Genomic DNA, 21,862 nt, shown 5'->3' on the forward strand with positions numbered 1-21,862 from the left:
GTGTTGTATCATTGTAAGGTAATGAGCAGCCTCCTTTCAAAACAAATCCTTTTAAAAACCTTGGCACGCAGCCTTAAGCACCTCCTATTTTGGTGCTTGGTCCTGCTGTTCTTTACCTATTTCTTTGGCTCACAAAGCAAAGATTTCCACAACGCCCTACTGTTTTCGGCTTTTTTAATGCCCATTACCATCGCCACCACCTACGTGTCCATTTACAAGCTCATTCCAGAGTATTTAATCCCCAAACGCTACGGCAAATTTGCATTGTATAGCTGCTACACGCTCATCATTTCGGGCTACCTCATCATGCTTTCCATTTTCTTTAGCTTGATCTATTTGGCCCACTTCAATTACAACGAGATGAACCCCGTTACCAAAAACATCATCTTGGTAACTTCTGGCGTATATTTAATTGTCATTTTGGTAAGCGCCTACAAACTCTTGCAGCTAAATTTGGAACATGCCGAAAGAACCAAAAAGCTCCAAACCCAAATTCTGGAAACCCAACTTAAGCTCAAGGAACAGGAACTGCAGTACCTCAAAATGCAAATCCACCCCCACTTTCTGTTCAATACCCTCAACACCCTGTACGGGTTTGCCCTTAGAAAGGCCGACGAAACCCCAGAAATGATCCTAAAACTTTCCAACCTCTTGGATTATTTGCTGTATCAGGCCGACAAACCCTTCGTATTACTAACAGAAGAAATAGAGCACATTAAAGACTATATTGCCCTCGAGGAAATGCGCTTCAACGAAACCCTGAAGTTGCAGTTCACCAGCAACAACATCCCCGAAACCCTCACCATGGCCCCCATGGTATTGGTGCCCTTTGTTGAAAACAGCTTTAAGCACGGAACCCTACACCAAGGCAAGCTCCATATCAACATCCACTTGGAGTGCCAAGGCCAAACCCTGCATTTCAACATAGACAACACCCATAAAAAAGGGCATACCTCCTCCAAAAAAGGCATCGGACTGGAAAACATCAAAAAACGACTTAATTTATTGTATAAAGACAACTACACCCTGCATATCCAAAATGAAAGTGATATTTTTAAGGTGCAGTTACAACTACAGTTACACTAGCACGTGCACAACCAAAACACCATATCCTGTATCATTGTAGATGACGAAGCCATTGCCAGGGAAGTCATCCAGACCCACCTGTCCAAAATCCCCAATGTAAACGTAGTGGCCAGTTGCAGCAGCGCCATCGAGGCCTTTCAGTGCATTCGTGAGCAGGAAGTAGATGTGGTGTTTCTGGACATCAACATGCCAGAAATATCGGGGATTGCCTTTGCCAAGTCCATCAACAAAAACATCAAGATCATCTTTACCACTGCCTATAGGGACTATGCCGTAGAAGGCTTCGAGCTACAAGCTGTTGATTACCTTCTAAAGCCCATTTCCTTTGACAGGTTATTAAAGGCCGTCAACAACTATTTTGAAACCCATACCGAAAACACCCCTAGCCCATCAGCTCCAACAGAAGCACCCAACTTTATGTTTGTTAGGGCCGACAGACGCATGATAAAAATAGATTTTGAAGTCATTACCTATATTGAAAGCTATAGCGACTACCTTAAAATACATCTGGGCAACCAAACCATCGTCACGCGCGAAACCATTAGCGCTATCGAAGCCAAACTGCCCTCAGAGAAGTTTTTGCGCATCCACCGTTCCTATATCATCGCCATCAAGCACATTGCCTCCTTTACCAACGACGAAATCATCGTTCAAAACAAGGCCCTGTCCATCAGCCGTAGCTATAAAAAAGATGTGTTAAGTGTGTTGGAGCGGTTTTAGAATAATTATTTGAATGCCTTTAGACTGAAAACAACTAGTCAGCCACACCATCAAAACCTCCGGAATCTGCATAGCCACCACCATAATCGCTAAAATCGCCACCGTAGTCACTGTAGCCACCGCCATAACTATCCCCGCCTCCAAAGTCATCATAACCTCCAACATCATCGGAATCATAGTCATCATACCCAAAATCAAATTCAAAGTCATCATCGTAATCATCAAAATCAAACTCGAAATCATCATCTTCCTCATAGGTATCATCCAGCACGCTAAAATCCCTATCAAATCCATTGCGATAATAAACTAGTACAGGGATGGGCCTTCCCTTAAGTCGTCTTTTAGTCTCCTTAATAGATATACGCTCCAATTCCCGCTTTCCAAGACCTACCCAAACCCTTTTATCTGGGCAATTGGATTTTGGAAACCCATAAGTGTAGTGCTTGCCATCAATAACATACTCCTGAAACACACGATACCTCCCATTCTCAAAACCGGATGTTAACACTACTTTAGAGCCTAGTTTTTCTTTAGGCAGCACTTCTTCCTTAGGGGTTAATTCCGTTTTAGGACTTATAACTGTTGGTGTAACGTTTCGGGCTGCAATTGCAATGGCTGCTAGTTGCTCATCCGCTTCTTCAGCAGAAATAAGACCTCCCTCCTTTGTTTTCTCACCAGATAATACGACAGTACTTTCGGAATCATTCCCGGCCCCTACTGTAGACTTAGCATCTCTCTTAGTCGCCTTTTCTTTACTCTGCGTTTCGTTGGGCTTTAAAATTGCAATAATCCAAAACAGCAGTGTCACTGCCGAAATTAACAACAATCCTATCATATATGTATAATTCTAGTGCTTAACCTTGAGATCATCATGACAAACATAATTTATTTTCCTACAAAATCACCTCCACTTCACCTACAAATCACTTCATATGAAAACCTCCTTCAAACCACTTCACTTACCATTACCTAAACTTGTATAAGACATTGTTCGCCCAAAGTCCCTTCTCAACCAAATATGACAAAGCCGTACACGAACAAACCCCGAGCAATCCTCGAACAAAACCCCTTAAAAATGGCAAGTGTGTGTCAGGAGAGGTCTCAACGGGTCTTAACAGGTCTCTATGTGTCATAACGTGTCAGTATGTGTCACAACGTGTCAACCTATTGCATATGTGGAAATTATTTTGTAGGTAATATAACAAACCAACTCCCCCTTCGAAGGGGGACCAAAGGGGATGTAAAAACAAGCTCATCCAACCCACAAAAATCGCCACACATTCATTATCTTTAAGGGACTAAGGTACACCCACTTCAAACCACCCTAAACTAACCCACAGCACACATTGTACAACATGAGCTTAGAGTTAGCAATCAATCTATTAACATCCATTGGGCTCATCATTTCGGTAATCTTTCTTGCCATAGAAATCAAAAAGAACACCCTGGCCGTCCGCTCCAACTTCTACGACTCTTTTGCCAATTCCAACAGAGAGTTCCTCCACCAATTAATTGCGGATAAAGACCTTGGAAAACTGTTCGAAAAAGGCACCAAGTCTTGGAACACCCTAAATGAAGACGATAAAAGGACCTCCAATTTCCTGTACATCCAACTCTTCCGCATTTGGGAAAACCTCTATTACCAAAACAAGATGAAAGTCCTGGAGCCCTGGCTTTGGGTAAGCAACCGGAATACCATCATTTCCTATTTTCACCTTAAGGGCATACAGGAATGGTGGCAAATCCACCGGCAATCTTTCTCAAAAGAATTTGTTGAATTCTTGGAACAGTCCAAAAAACCAGAAAACCAAATCAAGGTTATTGAAGATTTAATGCCTCGTGTTTCAAAAGACAACAAACCAACCAATGACTCATAGTCATTATAGCTTAGTCTTGTTTAAAACACTATTTCCATCCTAAGGTCATCCTAAGGTCATCCTAAGGTCAAGTTCAGACACCTCAGCCAAAAATCCAAACAACCATACAGAAAAATTCAAAAATAACAACCGTTATTATAGGAATAAAAAAAGCTCTGCATCACTGCAAAGCTTTTTAATTGTGGTCCCACCTGGACCATATTTTACTTAAATCTACGTTACACCATTTTATAAAAACAAACGCCACAAGCCCTTATTTTAAAAGGTTTTGGCGATTATTGAAATATTTTATGTAATTTTGGATTACAATAAATTAAACAAAATTGTTGCCCCTTATGTTGCCCCCTTTTTTAAATCTTGTAAGATGAGTAATATAAAATTAACAACAGGAACCGTCGCGTATCGATTGAAGCAAACAACGTCAAAAAAAGAGACACCCATCCTCTTTGAATACAGTTTTGGAAGAGGGAATCGTCTAAAATATTCTACTGGATACAAAATCCTTCCAAAATTTTGGGACAACGGAAACCAGAGAGTAAGATCTATATCCACAATCGATAACAGGGAAGAAATCAATAGTCGGCTCTTAGAAATAAAATCTAAGTTCATCAAAGAGGTTTCTATCCTCGAAGACCATGACAAACAAAATAAATTGGTGCTCAAATCCATATATGACGACATCATGGGAAGGAAAGAGGAAACCGCCCCTCCTACAATTACTTTTTTAAGCTACGCCGATGAGTTTGTAAAAATTCACGAAGGCAATCAAATTAGTGCTTCTGCAATGAAATTGAACCTTATCACCGTAAGAGCATACAAGCAGACCATTAAACAACTAAAAGACTTCAACAAGGCTTACAATTTTGGATTAGACTTTGACAAAATTGACATGAAGTTCTACTATTCGTTTGTCAGCTTTTTAGAAGAAAAAGATTACTCATTAAACACCATTGGAAAACACATTAAAAACATCATAGCCTTGATGAACAGAGCTACGGAAGACGGCATTAATTCCAACTTAAAATACAAACACCGTGATTTTAAACGTGTTTCCGAAAGAACAACCTCTATATATTTAACTACACAAGAAATTGACGATCTATACAATTTAGATCTTTCCTTTAACAAGGATTGGGAACGTGCAAGAGACATTTTTTTAATAGGCTATTATACAGGACAACGTGTTTCGGATTATAACGGCCTATCCACCAAAGACATCAAAACCTTCAATGGAAACGAGGTATTTGAAATATATCAGAAAAAAACAAAAAAGACCGTTTTTATCCCAGTTCATCCAAAAATAAAATCCATAATGAAAGAACGATACAACGGGAGTTTACCAAAAAAAATGGCTGACCAACAAATTAATGAATACATTAAAAAAGTAGGCAGGAAAGCAAAAATCAAAGATATCGTCATCACAAAAAAGACGATTGGCGGCAACATCAAGGAAGACCCCATAAACAAATACGATCTCATAGGAACCCACACAGCAAGACGTTCCTTCTGTACCAATGCCTATTTATCAAAAATGCCCGTTATAGATATAATGGCCTTAAGCGGACATACTACCGAAAAGGAATTTTATAATTACATTAAAGTTACCCCTCAGGAAAGAGCTGTAAAAATTGCCGACTCTTCCTTTTTTCAATAATCTAAACCAACTTATTTATTATGTACCAAAATATATTTGCCATCGACGAGACCCCTTACAAAGATCGTAAAGCAAACAACGATACGACACCTGAATACCTACTAAACAATTACAACTACTATCTTCCAAAGCTAGACAAGGACATCTACTTAATGGCCTTTATGCAAAAAGGCTATTTTGACATCGATATTTTGGAGTTAGAGGATTTTCTATTCACCCAGTATGAGAACTCAGAGAATCCCGCCAAATTTTTAAAGACCATACAACTTAAAGTCATCCCATTGATAGAAAACATTATCAATAACTGCAGACCTTCTTTCGAAGGCAACGGAAGCTTTTACAACGAACACCCTTTAGAAGATGGTTTTGTTGAAACTGAGGGCACAATAAAAAACAATCGTTACACATTAGACCTTCTTTACCATAAGGCAGCCTTTGGCCAACTAAAAGAAGACTTAAGTGAAAGAAAACACATAACAAAGCAGTTCTTAACGGAAAACACTTCTCTAGAAAACCCTGATCAACTTAAATGGAACGGTAAACCTAGCCATCTAGCATTCTTTGTAAGAGCCTTTATCGACCAAGGTTATATAACTCCGCCTATAGGAAATGACAATGAAATTAACTTAACAGAACTTTCTAGGCAAATACTTAAATCCTTTCAATTACAAAAAGGATCCATAAACACCTTTAGAGCCTACTTAAATACCGATTCCGAAAAGCACATAGAGCTTAAAGAATCTTTTGACAATGAAGATTTTAACATTCCAAATTCTGGACGTTTAGGTTAGGTATCAATACCCTATGACACCCGATAAAACTCCATTTATTTAAACCTTTGCATCAGCAAACCAATTAAATAGAGTAAAATGCACACAAGTCAAATAATCATCCACAACACTTCACCAGAAGAGCTTTCGAACCATATTTCGAATGCTGTGGAAGCAAAATTTAAAGAATTCCAACAAGCTAAGACTCAACTTGAAAAAGTTCAAGACCAAGAAGAGTTAATGTCGGTTGAAGAAACCCTTGCATTTCTTAAATGCTCCAAACAAGCTTTATGGAACTGGAGAAAAAATGGCATCCTCCCTTCATACCGCTTAGGAAACCGTGTCTACTACAAAAAGAGTGATATTTTCAAGAAACTTGTAAAACAATCGTAACATGAAAATCATAAAACACTGCAAGCATTGTCAAGAAAAATTTAGAGCCAGGCGCCGCAATCAACTGTATTGCTGCGCCAGCTGCAAAACTTTAGCTAGCTACAAACGCAATAACTACAAATACGTTTCAGGCCATTATCAAAAGTCTTCTGAACAAAATAAAGAACAAGAAACAGGACTAGCAGTCCCCTCAAAGGAAATGGACGCCAAACTGAATGAAGTCAATGAAAAGCTAAACAAAATCAACCTTCCCGCAATTTCCAACTCCACCATAGGGAATCTAGCCGCAGATGCTATTCAATATGGCACAAAAAAGTTCTTTGCGCCCCACACCCTGCCCGCAACAAAACAAGACATCGCAGAACTCAATAGAGCCATTTACGAGCTAAAGCAAATGATCCAGCAAAACAACTCCACCCAATTTCCTTGGGAGTATCAGTAGCGACTTTTTTAAAACCACTTCCTAAATCGCTTTATCAATATAGCTCAAGTGCTTTTTTGAGTTCATTTCGAAAATCGTCCTGAATCCATTCAGGCTCCAGCACCTTTAGATAACTGCCATATTTTAAAAGCTCCTGCCTCAACTCAAAGTTATATTTAACGAATAGCGTAAGCTCAAACCTTCCATTTTTATCTTCATATATTTTCTGAGTACTATGGATCGGCAAAGACTCCAAATAAGGCCTTTGGCTACTATCTATGGATAGCCGAATTATTCCTAAATCATGCTCGCTATGGTTTAAGCCTACCGTGTTCTCAAACGCCTCCATTGCCTTCTCGAATTTCGAAGGCACAACCTCATCATTCACCACCAAACCACTTACCCTATCCAATCCAAAAGCTCTAATCCCTTTCTTAGTTTCACCCACAACATACCACCTATTTTTATACTCCTTTAGAAAATAGGGAGACAACTTATACTCCTCTACCTTGCCCTTATGGTAAAAACTGTGGTGAGAAAAACTTATGGAACGTTTGTTACATATGGCTTCAAAAATGGTGGTGAATATGGAAAAATTTGAAACCGTATTACTATTTCTATCGAATTGAATGTACCTTAAAAAATCAGAATCCAGCTCTACAGCCCGCTCACATAAAGCTGCCATTGCCAAATGTTTAAAATAGTGTGACAAAAAATCGTAATCTTTGGTCAAATCCCTATCCAATGTGAACGAGCCATTATTATCATTTTTTATACAGTACCCCCTATTCCTAAGGAAATCAATATCCCTGTAAAATTGACTTTTGCCATACTTTATTCCTTTTTTTTGATATTCAAACTCCACCATTGGGATTGTTAAAAACTCATTGTTTTCCAACAGTTTCAGTATCCTTAAATGCCTTATTGTTGCTGTACTCATAATTCAAATATATATCTTTTTTTTAGCCGTCCCAAAATATGGGAAAATAAGGTTTTAAGTTTGCTCAAACATCAAAAACAACATCTTATGGCACTTAAAACAACATTTCAAAACGACAATTCAATTCAAAACACTTTACAATCCATTAACGAAATCGTATCCGCATCTGCCATGGCATCCCTAGCGATTGCCAAGCACACAAATTCCGATAAAAATACAGCCTTATTAATTGGCGTAGGAACATCTATTTTGATAACTGGATTGTTAAAATATCTAGATGAATAACTAATAAATAGTTAAAATAGGATAAAAGTTCAAAAATGAACGCGCATAACAATCCTTATTAAGCCACCTAAATTGGGAAATTCTCACGAACCTCCAACCCTAATAAACTAACATACAACAAGTAAGATATTACTTCTATTTGTAGGGTGTTATTTAGTAAAAAAAATTTAAATTGTAACCGCTGTTGACTTCCTGAAAACCCAGGATCCCAACAGAACCAGCTAAACCAACCAAAACCAATATACATATGGCTACTTTTGAAGTCAAAACCAAACATCCATTTAACCTAAATGGAGAATACGTAGATCGCGGTCTAAGCGTACAAATAAGTTCAATGTTTTCTAACCCTTTTGATGAAGCAGAAAAAATCCACAAGGCTTTTCTTCGTGTTCATGGACTTGATTTAAAAGCAGAGGGATACTTAAGCCCTGGATATTTGGAATACAAAACCATATAAACAGTCCTTATGTTCGAGGAAGCAGCTCGCCTGCAAATGTCAGTTTTCTAACGAGCCATACCCTATCAACATCCATCTATTTGGACACAATACTAACTTAAAATTGTCTTGTATTAAAACCCTTTGGCCAACAACAGGCTGAAACACAAAAATTACAATTAATTATTACCAAAGAACAATTATAAAAATGAAAGACCTAACCAAACTCATCGAAATAGCAACAGAAGTAAATTTAATTGATGTTGCATCGGAATTGACTTATATTCAAAAAACATTTGAATCTGAACACAAAAACATTGTCCTTCCAATAGTAGGCGAATTTAGTTCTGGAAAAACAACTCTTATTAACAGATTAACAGAAGGCAACAAACTTGAAACTGCCTCGAAACCAGTTACCTCAGTAATTTACGAAATTTATTTTGGGAATGAACAAGAGCATGCAGAACTAATCTCTCTCAAAGGAGAACCTACCACCATTAAAGACATTACCACGATCAAGAATGACAACTTAGAAGGCGTTGAGAAAATTAAAATTTACGACACTAGTCAAAAAATTGATTCAGGAACAATAATAGTAGACACTCCAGGGCTTTCATCAAATGATCCAAAACATCAAGAAGCCTTAAGCAAATACTTGCCTAACGCAGATGCCTTACTATTATGCATCGATGCTAACCAACAAATTACAAAATCACTATTAGATTTTCTAACAGTACAAAAGTTAACGCATCTGAACATTTTCTTGGTAATTACTAAAGCGGATACCAAAACAAGCGAAGAACTTAACGCAATTAAAACATACATCTCGGAGAATATCGAATTTCCTATTAACAAAATGATTACCATTTCATCCCAGGAAAATCAACTAGATGAATTTTACACCCTGCTAGATGAAATATACAACAAAAAAAATGAGATAGTATCCTCTGTTCTTGATTATAGAGTCGAAGCAACTTGTCAATACATGAAAGAATATATTCAAGAGTTAATTAAAAACAGTAACACAAGTTCTGAAATCGAACAAAAACTCAAGGATAAATCTAGGCAACTTGATAAAATAATGAACTTTATCGATTCAGTATCTTCCGATATGCATCAGGAGGCAAATGACATTCAAAGGATTTCATCAAGAAAATTTGAAAATGCAATTTCAGAAAAACTAGATGGAATAATCCAAACTAGAGACGCCAACATGGACATCAAAGCGCAATCTGCTGTAAATAGCATTGCAACAATTGTCTTTGCCGAATATCAAAACATGATTAGATCTCGCTTTATTGAAGTAGCCAAAAACAAAAAAGGTCAAAATTCAGAAATAAGTCTTCGAACTTTAGAGAACATAGATGTATCAGCTTTCCAAATAAGCAGTTTAGAGTACGGTATAGACCTTTATAGCGCTGGGAAAGAAACAACTAAAAAATGGTCTACGGGACTGAAAATTGGCGGCGCCATTGCCGCTGTTGGCGCAGCAATAGTGGCAGCACCAGCAGCAATAGCCGCGGCTTCCGGAGCTACTGCAGCTGGGTCTGCAGGGGCAGCGGTCACTACAGCAACAGCAATTAACGCAGTCGATGCCGCCACAGATGTTGCAAGTATCGCATCTAATAGGCGTATGGCAAAATTAATGGCTGCCAAACAAAAAATCCAAGGCCACATTGAATCCGCAAAACAAAGTTATGATGCGATAAATCAATACGAACAAAAAATAGACACCATGATGAACAACTCCGAAAAAGAAGGATTTGTTGAAAGGTTCGTAAGTAAAGCTGGAGACGGCTCTTGGGGTAAACCACAAAGACGCAAAATGATTCAGGATTATATTGAAGATAGCCTGTTACCACAGTTCAAATCCAAACTTGACAATATTTCTGTTTCAATTTTACAAGAATCTGAAAATAACTTAAAAAATGAAGCCAAGCAATATATTGACCAGCAATCGGAAGCTCTTCAAGAGCTAAAGGAGCTACATATTATTGAAACGGAAAAATTAAAAGAAACCCTTCAAAACTACAAGGGATATATTGAATACTTAAATTAAACAACATGGGAATAATATATTTAGGAGCAGGAGCGGTTGCAGGCTATTTAGCTTGCAACCTCATCCAAGGAAGCAAGTCTTCTGTCGTGTCAAATACCAATAATAATGAAGTTAGCGAGCTACAAAATAAACTAAACAATCTTAAATCAGAACTTCGTCATAAAGACAATGAGTTAGAAGATATAAACCAATCCTCTATCAAGCTAAAAAAGAAAAATGACACGCTCGAGAACAAACTCGAAGACACCAATTATGAGCTAGAAAAACTCAAGAAACAAAACAGGCAATTACAACAGGAAGTAGCCGAATACAAAACTCAACTTAATGATTTCGAACAGCTTTATGCAGAAAGAAAGTCCGAAATCGAAGAATTGAAACAAAAATTGACAAAATAATTCAAACTATGGAAAACGTTGTTTACCTCATTACAGGCGCTGTCGTAGCTTCATTAGTTTTTATCGTTTTTTATAGAATTAAAAACAACAGGACCACCCCTTCAAGCCAAGAGGAAAGCGATCCGAAATTAGAAATTGAAGATCATAGCTCTGAATATATCAAAAAAACAACCAATGGAAATGAAACCTTAGGAAAACTTAAAAACGAAGTCCAAGAACAAAGGTACAATCTTGAAGCTCCTTCAATTAACGGCAACTCTCACAATCAACTAAAAACACGGATGGACCAAAGTCCAGAGATTGCTGTGATCCAAAAAGAAAACAAAGTTGACGACACTAAATTTAGAGCAAAAATCAGAAAATTGGAGGATGACATTGAGGAACTAGAAGATGACCTAGAGACTTCCAATAAGAAAATTTCCAAATTGAATGAAGAACTGAGAGAGCATGAAGATCGTCTCAGGATTACAAATAAAGAATTTCGAAAGCAGGCAGAAGAAAATGAAAGCTTAAAAACAGAGTTAGAAACTAAAAAGGAAAAGTTGAATAACAAAGAACAAACCCTAGAGTTAGTTAATTCAATCCTAAATGCTAAAAAAATATCAAATCAAAACTTTGAGGAACTAGCGAACAAATCCCATGAAATTGTCACATTTATTAACGATGAAGTAAAACCTTACCTCAAACACATTCCTGAATTCAACAACATAACCGAAGAGGCTTGGAAATGGGAAAATACAGAACGCAAAACATGGCTTAATAATAAAAAGGTAATTGCCATAGTTGGTGAATTCTCAGCAGGGAAGACTTCAATAGTGAATCGCATTCTTACACAAGATGACCCAAACGCTGTATTACTACCAACAAGCAGTAAAGAAACAACAGCTATTCCTACTTATATTTCATACGGAGTAGATTTTAAAACACAGCTATTCACCCCAGGTAATGAGCTAAAATCTGTTGACAGTAAGGCATTTAAAACTATTACAAAATCTGTACTTGATGAAATTAATCTCTCCTCGTTAATAAAATATTTTGTACTTAGCTATAAAAATAAAAATCTTGATAAAATATCCATATTAGACACTCCTGGATTTGCCTCCAATAGTGACAAAATAATATCCCGAACCACTGAAGTAGTAAGAGAATCCCATGCTTTATTTTGGGTTATTGATGCCAATACAGGGGACCTTAATCAAACTTCACTAGATGTTATCCAAAAACATCTCAATGAAATACCTCTCTACTTTATCATCAACAAATGTGATACCAAGAGTACACCTGAATTAGATGATTTAGAAGCAAAGATTGCCAAAACAGCTAATGAGAATAAAATCGAATATAGTGAGATATTACGCTTCTCCCAAAATGAAGACATAGCTATCCTAATGGAGCCTATCAATAAAATTGAAGCTAGTACAAATAGCCATTTAATTGAACGCATTAATGAGTCTCTGAAAAAAGAAATTGAACATTTTAAAAAAGATATCAATAGTAAAAATAAAGAATTTAACAAATGTGAAAATAAAGCAGATAGGCAAATTTATGATTTCAACAATGCCAATATAAACATTAGCAACAACACAAAAGACATTAAAGGATTAGCTAAAAAAAACAATGGCCTATTCGGTTGGAGTGCCACAAAACTTGTAATTGAAAACGAAGACCTTAACAGTTTTAATAGTTTACTTCAAAATATCGACCGTGATTCAATATTTGTGAAGAAAGAAATTCCAAACTTTAAGAAAACAATTGAAGAAAGAGAGAATATATATAAAGCGCAACAAGAGGCTAAGAATTCACAAAATAGACTCAATTTTCTCTCAAAAGAGCTCAACAAAAAGCACAATGAATACACAAAACTTAAACACAATGGAAACTAATTTATTTCAAGATATTCAAAACAAAAAGATACAATTCAGAAAATATGCTGAAAAGGCTCTTGAACTATCATGGATTACCCAGGAGCAGCATGACACTTTTATTTATAATATTGAGAACGAAAAGTTAACTATTGGTGTCATTGGCCAAATGAAGGCGGGAAAGTCGACATTTTTAAACGCACTGATATTTAAAGATGAAATTCTCCCCGCAGCAACCACACCTATGACTGCTTCTCTAGCAACAATCACTTACGGCACAGAAGAAAAACTGGAAGCAGAATTCTACACCAAGGAAGAATGGGAAGATATTAAACAAACTTCATTATTGTCATTTGCTGGAGACAACTCTAATAATGATGCAAAAATAAAAGCAGCAAAGGAAATTGTACAAAGGTCTGTACCAATACAAAATGAACTGGAAAGTTTCTTGGGACAAACAAAAACCGACACCATTGACAAGTTAGTTGAATATGTAGGAGCGGAAGGCAAATACATATCAATTACTAAAGCTGTAAAACTTGAATATCCTTTGGACTACCTAAAAGGGATAGAAATTGTAGATACTCCCGGGTTTAACGACCCTATCGTATCTCGCGAAAAGCGCACCGTGGAATTCCTACAAAAAGCAGATGCAGTAGTCATGCTTACTTATGCTGGTAGAACATTCGACGCCACAGATAAAGATATTATTTTCAACAAAGTAAGATCGGTCGGCGTGGGCAAGCTTTTAATCGGCATAAACAAATATGATATCAATTATGCACAGGGCGAGTTGGAATCTAATATGATTGCAAACATTGAAAGTTGCTTACTTAATGCGTGCAACGAGTACCACAACAGTACAATTAGTGAGCTTATAAAAGAGACTAAGCCTATGTTGATTTCTGCCAACATGGCCTTAATGTCAAAGCTAGATATTAAGAGAATTCGTTCCAATGAGACCTTAAACTTCCATTACACAAAGGCTCTGGACACTTTTGAAATTACTTCTCAATCGGAAATGTACGGGAAGAGTTTAATGAAAGAGTTTGAGGACGCTATAAAAGACATAGTTTTAAATTCCAAAGGCAAAATTCTTTTACGCAAACCAATCAATCATATTAAACAAATTGGGGAGAATGAAATAGACAAACTTACAACTAAACTTACTAACCTTCGCAATGAGCAAAAGATTCTCAAAATGCCAGACGATGAACTCGAGGATACAATTTATAAAGTTTCCAAGCTTGAGAAACGTGTTCATAAAAAACTAATTCACATAAATGATGAAATTGAGGGAACCTTGAGAAAACATTTCAAAGATTTCAAATATGAATTAGAAGATATTGTTGATAAAAATCGAGAAAAGATTTTGAACAATGTTGAAGATCATAATTTTTTGTTCAGAAAAGATAGCAAACTACAAAACAAAATAGATGATGAATTCAGAAAACTTGAAAAAAACTCAAATAGAACTATAGATAGGTTTAATAAAGAAGTCAACGAAAAAACCATAAAAATTTGCACGGAATTCAGTGATGATATTTGTGATATGATTGGAGATCGTTTCCTTATCGACTTCGACCTTAAAGATTTCAATAGATCTGTAAAATCAAGGTTTCAAAATCAGAATATTGTAGACACACAATTTTCGGATCTATTTATTGAACGAAAACAAGAAAGTGAATCCATTTGGAATGATATTTTTGAAATAATAAATATTATTAATCCAATGTCCTATGTTTTAAAAGGGGGATCTAGACTTTTTGGGAATGAAAAAGAGAAATGGAGAGATAGCATAAATGAAATATTTAACCTAATAGAATATGAAAGGTTAGAAAAGCGAATCAACAACAATCTTAAAGATTTTATGAAAAATGTTGAAACCCTTTTAGTCGACGAGTTTATCAAACCCCTCAAAAACACTCTAGATGAGGCAAATAACCAAAAAACCAACAAAGAATCAAAAATCAATGAGGTTAACCAGAAACTAACCCAAAAGGAGCAAGAAAAGAATACACTTGAATCCCAAATTACAGAAATGAAACAACTTGAAAGAATGATAGATTTCAAACCAAGTCAAAAAAACAATTTGGAGCTACAAAAAATCATTTAAAACATGATAGGACTTGTAAAAGACCGCCCCTACCACCGCACCGAGATTGATTTAGTCTTTACCAAAGTTAAGGCTCAAATGCAAAAAGAAGCCTTAAATAGAGGTGGTGATGGCTTAGCATTGTATATAGATTGCTACACAGGTGAAACGCTGCGGGGTGGAGACAGATATGATTACGAACATATCCGATCAGCAGAGGAGGTATTTATGACCTATAGAGGCCAATTAACTAATGAGCAAATAGCAGAAGTAGTTAATTGCCCAGAAAATGTATCTGTAACCTTGCGGACCATCAATCAATCCAAAGGAAAAATTAGGATGGAAGAGTGGCTAGCAATTCCAAACAATGTTTCAAGGAACAATATCGATCTAAAGTTGACAAAAGCAACGCTTATTAATGCCGATAAAGGCATCCGAAAAAAGGCAGAACAGATATTAAAAGGTTCCAAAATTCCTTGAGCAACAATAGTGGGAAGCGTCTAAATATTCAATATCGGGAGCCCAACCTCCCGATATTTAAACTTTACACACTTAGTGAGATACTACCTCTTCAAAAAACCAAAACCGTTAAATTAAACTTATTTTAACGGTTTTTTTGTTTAAACAGAATAGAACTGGCGCATATTTTAGCTAAAAGCATTACGGTAAACCACATTATTTTCTTGGCTTTTTTTGTAAATTTAGACCAAACCAACCCCTGCATTGAAAAAGTATCATACGTTTATTTCTTCTAACCCTACCTTTCAAATAGTTAAGCAAATTGTTGTTTTTAAAGCGATAACAATAGCTAAACAAAAATCCACAACATTAGTGGCACTTTTCATTGCAAATACGGTCGATTTAGTTGTATTGTTGTGGCATGCTTCAAAAACAGAATTATCAATAAAAGAATTTTATAGAATATAAATAATGGCGATAAAAAAATCCGAATTATATAGCTCGTTATGGGCAAGTTGTGATGAATTGCGAGGCGGCATGGATGCCTCTCAATACAAAGATTATGTACTTACCATGCTTTTTGTAAAGTATGTAAGCGATAAGTATGCTGGGGACACAATGAGTCTTATAGACATTCCTAAGGGTGCCTCATTTGACGATATGGTGGCTTTAAAAGGGCAACCAGACATAGGAGATCGTATCAACAAGGAGATTCTTCGACCTCTATTTGCAGCCAATGGATTAGAGGGCGCCATGGAATTAACCGACTTCAATGACGATGAAAAGCTTGGTGAAGGAAAAGATAAGGTGGACAGGCTATCGAAATTAATTGCCATATTCGAAAATCCAGCTCTTGACTTTAAGGGCAATCGTGCCGAAGACGACGATATTCTAGGAGATGCCTACGAATATTTAATGCGCCATTTTGCTACCGAGTCTGGTAAGAGTAAAGGACAGTTCTATACCCCTGCCGAAGTGTCTCGAATCCTTTCTAAAGTCATAGACGTACACAAAGCCGATAAGCCATCATTTACAGCCTATGACCCAACCTGTGGATCGGCATCCCTCTTGTTAAAAGTGGCCGATGAAGCCCCTAATGGTTTAACCCTATACGGACAGGAAAAAGACATTGCCACCAAAGGACTGGCCATTATGAATATGTGGTTGCATGGCTATCCTGAAGCGACAATTGCGGGGAAAAACACCATTGCCTCCCCTCAGTTTAAGGAAGCTGATGGCTCCCTAAAACGCTTTGACTTTGTAGTAGCCAATCCGCCCTTTTCTGTAAAAAACTGGGTAAGCGGCATCAATCCTATGGATGATGAGTTTAACCGCTTCAGAAACTACGGCATACCTCCAGAAAAGAATGGCGATTATGCCTTTTTACTGCATATTGTAGCCTCCTTAAAAAGTACTGGGAAAGCCGCTGTTATTTTGCCTCATGGGGTGTTGTTCCGTGGGAATGCAGAAGCCGAGATTCGTAAAAACATCCTGGAACGCAAGTGGATCAAAGGCATTATTGGTTTACCTGCCAACCTGTTCTATGGTACAGGTATTCCAGCCTGTATTATTGTTATTGACAAAGAACATACCGAAGACCGAAACGGCATTTTCATGATCGATGCCAGCAAAGGCTTTATCAAGGACGGTAATAAAAACAGATTACGGGAGCAGGACATTCACAAAATTGTGGATGCCTTTAACCGCCAATGGGAAATTGATAAGTTCTCTCGATTTGTACCCTACAGTGAGATTGAAAAGAATGAATACAATTTAAACATTCCTAGATATATCGACACTCAGGAAGAAGAAGATGTCCAGGATTTAAATGCACACTTAAATGGGGGCATTCCTCAAAAAGACATCAATGAATTACAGGGCTATTGGGAAGTGTATCCGAATCTAAAAAAAGAGCTATTCTCTTCAATTCGCGAAGGCTATTCGAAATTGAATGTTGAAAAGTCAGAAATCAAGGCTACCATTTACGAGCATGCAGATTTTACACAATACAACCAGCAGTTAGACACCCTGTTCCAGGAATATGTCACCAATAACAATGATAGATTACATGCTATTGACGAAAACACTAAGCCAAAAACCTTTATAACAACCGTTTCCGAAGACTTACTGGAACGTTACTCCAACAAGCCCCTTATTGGGCGCTACGATGTGTACCAACACCTACTGGATTACTGGAACGACACCATGAAAGATGATGTATATATGTTGGTAGAAGACGGTTGGGTAGCCAAAACCAAACGCATCTTGGAAAAGAACAGTAAAGGCAAGGAAGTTGACAAAGGCTGGACCTGCGATTTAATACCAAAGGCATTGGTGATTAATCGCTATTTGGCAGAAGAACATCAAGCTTTGTTGGATAAGGAAGCCGAACTGGAAAGTACGCAGGCCGAAATAACCGCTTATGGTGAAGAACACACTGGCGAGGATGGCTTGCTGGCCGAAGCTACTAATGACAAAGGTGCCATTACCAAAACCACCTTAACAAAATTCTTAAAAGACAATAAGACGAATAAGGATGAAAAAGAAGCCGTTGCACTTGGCAAAACCTTACTGCAATTGTTTGAAACGGAAGCCAAATTAAAGAAGCTTATAAAAGCCAAGGCCACAGAACTGGACGATTTAACCCTTGCACAGTACGGCAAACTCACAGAAGCCGAAGTACGGCGTTTGGTAGTAGACGACAAATGGCTAACCAGTTTACAAACGGCCATACAAACCGAAATAGATGCCATTTCCCAACGCTTAACAGGACGAATTAAGGAACTGGCAGAACGCTATGAAAACACTTTAGGTGAATTGGATGACCACACCAAGACTTTGGAAGATAAAGTAAGTGCTCACCTTGAAAAGATGGGATTAGTATGGAGCTAATGAAAAAAATTGGGTATAAAAAATCTGCAGTTGGGGTAATTCCAAAAGATTGGGATGTTGTCCCGATGAATGAACTTACTACAATGATGACAAATGGCTTCGTAGGTACGGCAAAAACTCATTATACAGAATCTAGAAATGGAGTTACTTATATACAAGGCTTTAACGTAAAAGAAAATGCTTTTAATTTTACAGGAATAAAAAAAGTAACACGAGAATTTCATAAAAAAAATAAAAAATCCAATCTCAGAGAAGGTGATTTACTAACTGTCCAAACTGGTGATGTTGGTTTGACGACCATTGTTCCAAAAGAGCTTGAAGGCAGTAATTGTCATGCATTAATAATATCTCGTTTTAATTTTAATAAGGCATACCCTTGGTTTTATGCTCAGTATTTTAATTCCAAAACAGGCAGAGCAAGGTTGGTAGAATTAGAAACAGGAACCACAATGAAACACATTAATGTTGGTGATTTAATTCATTGGTTAGTTCCTCTCCCCCCAACCCTAGAAGAACAACAAGCCATAGCCACAGCCTTAAGCGATGTCGATGCCCTTATAACGTCTTTAGATAAACTCATCACCAAAAAGAAAGCCATCAAACAAGGGGCGATGCAGCAGTTGTTAACACCGCCACATAAAGGTGGTAAACGCTTGGAAGGTTTTACAGGGGAGTGGATTGAGAAAGAACTGGGGGAGCTTTTAACTTTCGGAAGCGGAATGGACTACAAACATTTAGGTCATGGAGAAATTCCTGTTTATGGAACTGGAGGGGTAATGACTTATGTTGATGACTATTTATATGAAGGTGAATCAGTCGGAATAGGAAGGAAAGGTACTATAGACAAACCAACTTATCTCAAAGGAAAATTCTGGACTGTAGACACCCTGTTTTACACATTTGGTTTTACAAACTGTATTCCTAAATATATGTTTTACCAATTCTTATTGATTAATTGGAAAGATTACAATGAAGCCTCTGGTGTTCCTAGTCTAAATAAACACACACTTAGTAAAATAAAAATCTTCATCCCAGAATCGAAGGAAGAGCAAGAAGCCATTGCACAAATCCTATCAGATATGGATAAAGACATTGAGCAATTGGAAACTAAAAAAGCAAAATACCAAGCCGTTAAACAAGGCATGATGCAGGAATTGTTAACGGGTAAAACGAGATTGGTATGAGTGAGGTAAGCGCTATCGCCTTTTATGAAAACTGGGAGTTTTATTCCAACATGGCCAGTATTGCCGTTACAGGCTTTCTGGGAGTGGCCGTTTGGTTTTCTACCAGAAAATTCAATAAAAACCAATTAAATATATCCAACCACCAACTCCAAAAAGAGCTGTTTGGGGAGTTCAATAAACGATATGACATTTTTAATGGCTACCTGGAGAAAATCACCAAATACAAATCCTTGGAGGAGTTAATGGAACATGAACCTCTGGAATACGATAAATGGAGGTATAAGCTTAACGATTATTTTAATCTCTGTGCCGAAGAGTTTTATTGGTATAAAAATAAACGAATCGACGACGATTTATGGCAGTCCTGGGAAGCAGGCATGAACTCCTGGTACAATAACCACCCTATTATTAGAGAAGCCTGGCAAAAGGAGTATACTAGCTTTGGCCATCAATCCTTTTACCTAAAAAAGGATGAACAGTTTTTTAAACGTGTAAAACAAGATTGATACAATATGGAAATAGACTTACCAACCACAAAACAATTGAAACAAATAAACCTGGAACTTAAACCCATTAACGATCTGCTTGGACAACAATATTTTATCCCTTCCTATCAACGAGGGTATCGTTGGAAAGCACTTCAAGTACAACAATTATTAGATGATATTTGGGAATTTAGAGCAAATGCAGAGAATCAGACTAAAGATGCCTTTTATTGCCTGCAACCTATTGTTGTATCCAAATATCTTAATCCAAAAACAGAAGAATTCGAATGGGAGGTGATTGATGGCCAACAACGTTTAACAACACTTTTTATAATTCTTGATTTTTTAAAAGAAGGATTAGCTTTTTTTGGAAAGGAAAAATACCAAATTCATTACCAAACAAGAAAAGAAAGTTCCTCATTTTTAAACAACATTAATGTTGAGAGGCAAGAAGAAAATATAGATTATTTTCATTTTTGCGAAGTCCATACAGCTGTAAAAAACTGGTTTACGGATAAAGATGGTACCGCAAAAATAAACTTCTTAACAACCTTATTAAATGATAACAAGACTGGTAAAAATGTAAAGGTAATCTGGTATGATGTTACGGAAGAAAACACCTCTAATAAATATGCAATAGACATTTTTACTAGATTAAACATAGGTAAGATTCCCTTAACAAATGCTGAACTGATAAAGGCTCTTTTTCTAAAAAGGGATAATTTTAATACCTCTGAGGCAAGTTTAGAGCAAATCCAAATCGCATCTGAATGGGATGCTATTGAAAAGCAATTACAAAATGATGCATTTTGGTATTTCATTTATACACCAAAAAAAGGGTTCCATTACGAAAATAGAATAGAATATATTTTCGATTTAATGAAAAACAAACCTGCTGATGCCGAATTACATTATACCTTTTATGAATTTCAAAAGGATTTTGCCTCGATTCAAACGGCAGACCATAAACCAGATGTTCGTAAAATATGGCTTGACATAAAGAAGTACTTCTTAACTTTTGATGAATGGTTTAACGATAGGGAATTATTCCATTTAATTGGATACTTAATAACGTTTAACACGTCTATAAAAAGTATCAAAACGTATTCTGAAACAAAGACAAAACTTCAGTTTAAAGATAAGTTACACGATTTAGTAAAGAGTGTAGCTATTCCGAAACACAAAAACGAGGAAGAATCTTTTGAATTGGAAAACCTGTCTTATGGAGACCCCGTTATCAAAAAAATTCTATTGTTATTTAACATACAGACTATATTAACAACAAACGATACCGATATTAAATTCCCATTCCACCGTTTTAAAACTGAAAATTGGGATATTGAGCATATCCGTTCTCAAACAGACAAAACCATTGCCTCTGATGAAAGAAAAAAATGGATGGAGGATATTTACGAGTATTTAACTGGAAATTTATGGCAATCTGAAACTTTCAATAAAATTCAACAAACCTCTCAGCAAGACATTATTAATGAACTTACTGAGCTGTTGAAAAAAGAAAAAGTTACAGATGGAGAGTTTATTAAGCTTTATGACAAAGTAAAAAAAGCTTTTAAGGAAGAAAATGAACCTATTGATAAAGACGGCATAAACAATTTAGCTCTACTTGATGCCAAAACAAACAGAAGCTATGGCAACGCCATGTTCCCTATAAAAAGGAATACCATTATTCAAAATGATATGACAGGTGTGTTTGTACCAATTTGCACTAAAAATGTATTCTTAAAGTCCTATAGCACTAACCTTTCCGAAATTATGTATTGGAGCGATGATGACGCAAAAGACTATTTAAAAGCCATAAAATCTGTATTATCCAAATATCTAAATTAAA

21 protein-coding genes are annotated in these 21,862 nt (G+C 36.7%); 19 read left to right on the plus strand and 2 right to left on the minus strand.

Features of this window, described 5'->3' with window-relative positions; all coding sequences use genetic code 11:
• The first annotated feature begins 21 nt into the window (after nucleotides 1–21).
• Both AC6I5C_RS02150 and AC6I5C_RS02155 read left to right on the plus strand, forming a co-directional pair.
• A complete protein-coding gene (locus tag AC6I5C_RS02150; RefSeq protein WP_497903728.1) occupies nucleotides 22–1,086 on the plus strand; it encodes a sensor histidine kinase in 1,065 nt (354 codons plus the stop codon).
• A 3-nt stretch (nucleotides 1,087–1,089) separates the two neighbouring features.
• Entirely contained in the window at nucleotides 1,090–1,806 is a 717-nt protein-coding gene (locus tag AC6I5C_RS02155) for a LytR/AlgR family response regulator transcription factor (RefSeq protein ID WP_497903729.1), read from the plus strand.
• Nucleotides 1,807–1,840: 34 nt separating this feature from the next.
• Here AC6I5C_RS02155 and AC6I5C_RS02160 read toward each other — a convergent pair whose 3' ends face one another.
• Entirely contained in the window at nucleotides 1,841–2,641 is an 801-nt protein-coding gene (locus AC6I5C_RS02160; protein ID WP_497903730.1) for a hypothetical protein, read from the minus strand.
• Nucleotides 2,642–3,161: 520 nt separating this feature from the next.
• Between AC6I5C_RS02160 and AC6I5C_RS02165 the strand changes: the two genes are divergently transcribed.
• The 5 genes from AC6I5C_RS02165 (at nucleotide 3,162) to AC6I5C_RS02185 (ending at nucleotide 6,942) form a co-directional block, all read left to right on the plus strand.
• Complete coding sequence (locus tag AC6I5C_RS02165) at nucleotides 3,162–3,683, plus strand: hypothetical protein (RefSeq protein ID WP_497903731.1); 522 nt, start codon at nucleotides 3,162–3,164, stop codon at nucleotides 3,681–3,683.
• A gap of 364 nt (nucleotides 3,684–4,047) precedes the next feature.
• Nucleotides 4,048–5,337: a tyrosine-type recombinase/integrase gene (locus tag AC6I5C_RS02170; RefSeq protein WP_497903732.1), complete on the plus strand. Its 1,290-nt coding sequence runs from the start codon at nucleotides 4,048–4,050 to the stop codon at nucleotides 5,335–5,337.
• 20 nt (nucleotides 5,338–5,357) lie between these two features.
• On the plus strand, nucleotides 5,358–6,128 hold the full coding sequence (locus AC6I5C_RS02175) for a hypothetical protein (protein WP_497903733.1): 771 nt from the start codon (nucleotides 5,358–5,360) through the stop codon (nucleotides 6,126–6,128).
• Between the two features lie 78 nt (nucleotides 6,129–6,206).
• A complete protein-coding gene (locus AC6I5C_RS02180; RefSeq protein WP_497903734.1) occupies nucleotides 6,207–6,500 on the plus strand; it encodes a helix-turn-helix domain-containing protein in 294 nt (97 codons plus the stop codon).
• Nucleotide 6,501: 1 nt separating this feature from the next.
• Nucleotides 6,502–6,942 carry a hypothetical protein gene (locus tag AC6I5C_RS02185; RefSeq protein WP_497903735.1) on the plus strand — a complete coding sequence of 147 codons (441 nt, stop codon included), beginning with the start codon at nucleotides 6,502–6,504 and terminating at the stop codon, nucleotides 6,940–6,942.
• Between the two features lie 34 nt (nucleotides 6,943–6,976).
• On the opposite strand, the gene AC6I5C_RS02190 is transcribed toward AC6I5C_RS02185, so the two are convergent.
• Complete coding sequence (locus AC6I5C_RS02190; protein WP_497903736.1) at nucleotides 6,977–7,861, minus strand: helix-turn-helix transcriptional regulator; 885 nt, start codon at nucleotides 7,859–7,861, stop codon at nucleotides 6,977–6,979.
• 87 nt (nucleotides 7,862–7,948) lie between these two features.
• On the opposite strand from AC6I5C_RS02190, the gene AC6I5C_RS02195 reads away from it, so the two are divergent.
• From AC6I5C_RS02195 to AC6I5C_RS02250, 12 genes are all read left to right on the plus strand, one after another.
• Entirely contained in the window at nucleotides 7,949–8,146 is a 198-nt protein-coding gene (locus AC6I5C_RS02195; RefSeq protein WP_497903737.1) for a hypothetical protein, read from the plus strand.
• A 247-nt stretch (nucleotides 8,147–8,393) separates the two neighbouring features.
• Entirely contained in the window at nucleotides 8,394–8,603 is a 210-nt protein-coding gene (locus tag AC6I5C_RS02200; protein WP_497903738.1) for a DUF6140 family protein, read from the plus strand.
• Between the two features lie 187 nt (nucleotides 8,604–8,790).
• Nucleotides 8,791–10,641, plus strand: a complete 1,851-nt coding sequence (locus AC6I5C_RS02205; protein WP_497903739.1) for a dynamin family protein — start codon at nucleotides 8,791–8,793, stop codon at nucleotides 10,639–10,641.
• Between the two features lie 5 nt (nucleotides 10,642–10,646).
• Nucleotides 10,647–11,036 (plus strand): hypothetical protein, encoded by a 390-nt coding sequence (locus AC6I5C_RS02210; protein ID WP_497903740.1) that lies wholly within the window; start codon nucleotides 10,647–10,649, stop codon nucleotides 11,034–11,036.
• An 8-nt stretch (nucleotides 11,037–11,044) separates the two neighbouring features.
• Nucleotides 11,045–12,919: a dynamin family protein gene (locus AC6I5C_RS02215; protein WP_497903741.1), complete on the plus strand. Its 1,875-nt coding sequence runs from the start codon at nucleotides 11,045–11,047 to the stop codon at nucleotides 12,917–12,919.
• A complete protein-coding gene (locus AC6I5C_RS02220; RefSeq protein WP_497903742.1) occupies nucleotides 12,909–15,014 on the plus strand; it encodes a dynamin family protein in 2,106 nt (701 codons plus the stop codon). Before AC6I5C_RS02215 ends, AC6I5C_RS02220 begins: the two co-directional genes overlap by 11 nt.
• Before the next feature lie 3 nt (nucleotides 15,015–15,017).
• The gene (locus AC6I5C_RS02225; RefSeq protein ID WP_497903743.1) at nucleotides 15,018–15,473 is read left to right on the plus strand and encodes a hypothetical protein; all 456 of its coding nucleotides are present in this window, start codon (nucleotides 15,018–15,020) and stop codon (nucleotides 15,471–15,473) included.
• 243 nt (nucleotides 15,474–15,716) lie between these two features.
• Nucleotides 15,717–15,920: a hypothetical protein gene (locus AC6I5C_RS02230; RefSeq protein ID WP_497903744.1), complete on the plus strand. Its 204-nt coding sequence runs from the start codon at nucleotides 15,717–15,719 to the stop codon at nucleotides 15,918–15,920.
• Between the two features lie 3 nt (nucleotides 15,921–15,923).
• Complete coding sequence (locus AC6I5C_RS02235) at nucleotides 15,924–18,344, plus strand: type I restriction-modification system subunit M (RefSeq protein ID WP_497903745.1); 2,421 nt, start codon at nucleotides 15,924–15,926, stop codon at nucleotides 18,342–18,344.
• A complete protein-coding gene (locus AC6I5C_RS02240; protein WP_497903746.1) occupies nucleotides 18,335–19,528 on the plus strand; it encodes a restriction endonuclease subunit S in 1,194 nt (397 codons plus the stop codon). The genes AC6I5C_RS02235 and AC6I5C_RS02240 overlap by 10 nt, the downstream gene beginning before the upstream one ends.
• Nucleotides 19,525–20,034 (plus strand): hypothetical protein, encoded by a 510-nt coding sequence (locus AC6I5C_RS02245; RefSeq protein WP_497903747.1) that lies wholly within the window; start codon nucleotides 19,525–19,527, stop codon nucleotides 20,032–20,034. The genes AC6I5C_RS02240 and AC6I5C_RS02245 overlap by 4 nt, the downstream gene beginning before the upstream one ends.
• Nucleotides 20,035–20,040: 6 nt before the next feature.
• A complete protein-coding gene (locus AC6I5C_RS02250; RefSeq protein ID WP_497903748.1) occupies nucleotides 20,041–21,861 on the plus strand; it encodes a DUF262 domain-containing protein in 1,821 nt (606 codons plus the stop codon).
• The last annotated feature ends 1 nt before the right edge of the window (nucleotide 21,862 follow it).

Source organism: Mangrovimonas sp. sgz306409 (assembly GCF_059735265.1).

Excerpts from the sequence above, each read along its gene's own strand:
- AC6I5C_RS02150 (WP_497903728.1), top strand. The coding sequence starts at position 22 with ATGAGCAGCCTCCTTTCAAAACAAATCCTTTTAAAAACCTTGGCACGC.
- AC6I5C_RS02160 (WP_497903730.1), bottom strand. The coding sequence starts at position 2,641 with ATGATAGGATTGTTGTTAATTTCGGCAGTGACACTGCTGTTTTGGATT.
- AC6I5C_RS02165 (WP_497903731.1), top strand. The coding sequence starts at position 3,162 with ATGAGCTTAGAGTTAGCAATCAATCTATTAACATCCATTGGGCTCATC.
- AC6I5C_RS02170 (WP_497903732.1), top strand. The coding sequence starts at position 4,048 with ATGAGTAATATAAAATTAACAACAGGAACCGTCGCGTATCGATTGAAG.
- AC6I5C_RS02175 (WP_497903733.1), top strand. The coding sequence starts at position 5,358 with ATGTACCAAAATATATTTGCCATCGACGAGACCCCTTACAAAGATCGT.
- AC6I5C_RS02180 (WP_497903734.1), top strand. The coding sequence starts at position 6,207 with ATGCACACAAGTCAAATAATCATCCACAACACTTCACCAGAAGAGCTT.
- AC6I5C_RS02185 (WP_497903735.1), top strand. The coding sequence starts at position 6,502 with ATGAAAATCATAAAACACTGCAAGCATTGTCAAGAAAAATTTAGAGCC.
- AC6I5C_RS02190 (WP_497903736.1), bottom strand. The coding sequence starts at position 7,861 with ATGAGTACAGCAACAATAAGGCATTTAAGGATACTGAAACTGTTGGAA.
- AC6I5C_RS02195 (WP_497903737.1), top strand. The coding sequence starts at position 7,949 with ATGGCACTTAAAACAACATTTCAAAACGACAATTCAATTCAAAACACT.
- AC6I5C_RS02200 (WP_497903738.1), top strand. The coding sequence starts at position 8,394 with ATGGCTACTTTTGAAGTCAAAACCAAACATCCATTTAACCTAAATGGA.
- AC6I5C_RS02205 (WP_497903739.1), top strand. The coding sequence starts at position 8,791 with ATGAAAGACCTAACCAAACTCATCGAAATAGCAACAGAAGTAAATTTA.
- AC6I5C_RS02210 (WP_497903740.1), top strand. The coding sequence starts at position 10,647 with ATGGGAATAATATATTTAGGAGCAGGAGCGGTTGCAGGCTATTTAGCT.
- AC6I5C_RS02215 (WP_497903741.1), top strand. The coding sequence starts at position 11,045 with ATGGAAAACGTTGTTTACCTCATTACAGGCGCTGTCGTAGCTTCATTA.
- AC6I5C_RS02220 (WP_497903742.1), top strand. The coding sequence starts at position 12,909 with ATGGAAACTAATTTATTTCAAGATATTCAAAACAAAAAGATACAATTC.
- AC6I5C_RS02225 (WP_497903743.1), top strand. The coding sequence starts at position 15,018 with ATGATAGGACTTGTAAAAGACCGCCCCTACCACCGCACCGAGATTGAT.
- AC6I5C_RS02235 (WP_497903745.1), top strand. The coding sequence starts at position 15,924 with ATGGCGATAAAAAAATCCGAATTATATAGCTCGTTATGGGCAAGTTGT.
- AC6I5C_RS02240 (WP_497903746.1), top strand. The coding sequence starts at position 18,335 with ATGGAGCTAATGAAAAAAATTGGGTATAAAAAATCTGCAGTTGGGGTA.
- AC6I5C_RS02245 (WP_497903747.1), top strand. The coding sequence starts at position 19,525 with ATGAGTGAGGTAAGCGCTATCGCCTTTTATGAAAACTGGGAGTTTTAT.
- AC6I5C_RS02250 (WP_497903748.1), top strand. The coding sequence starts at position 20,041 with ATGGAAATAGACTTACCAACCACAAAACAATTGAAACAAATAAACCTG.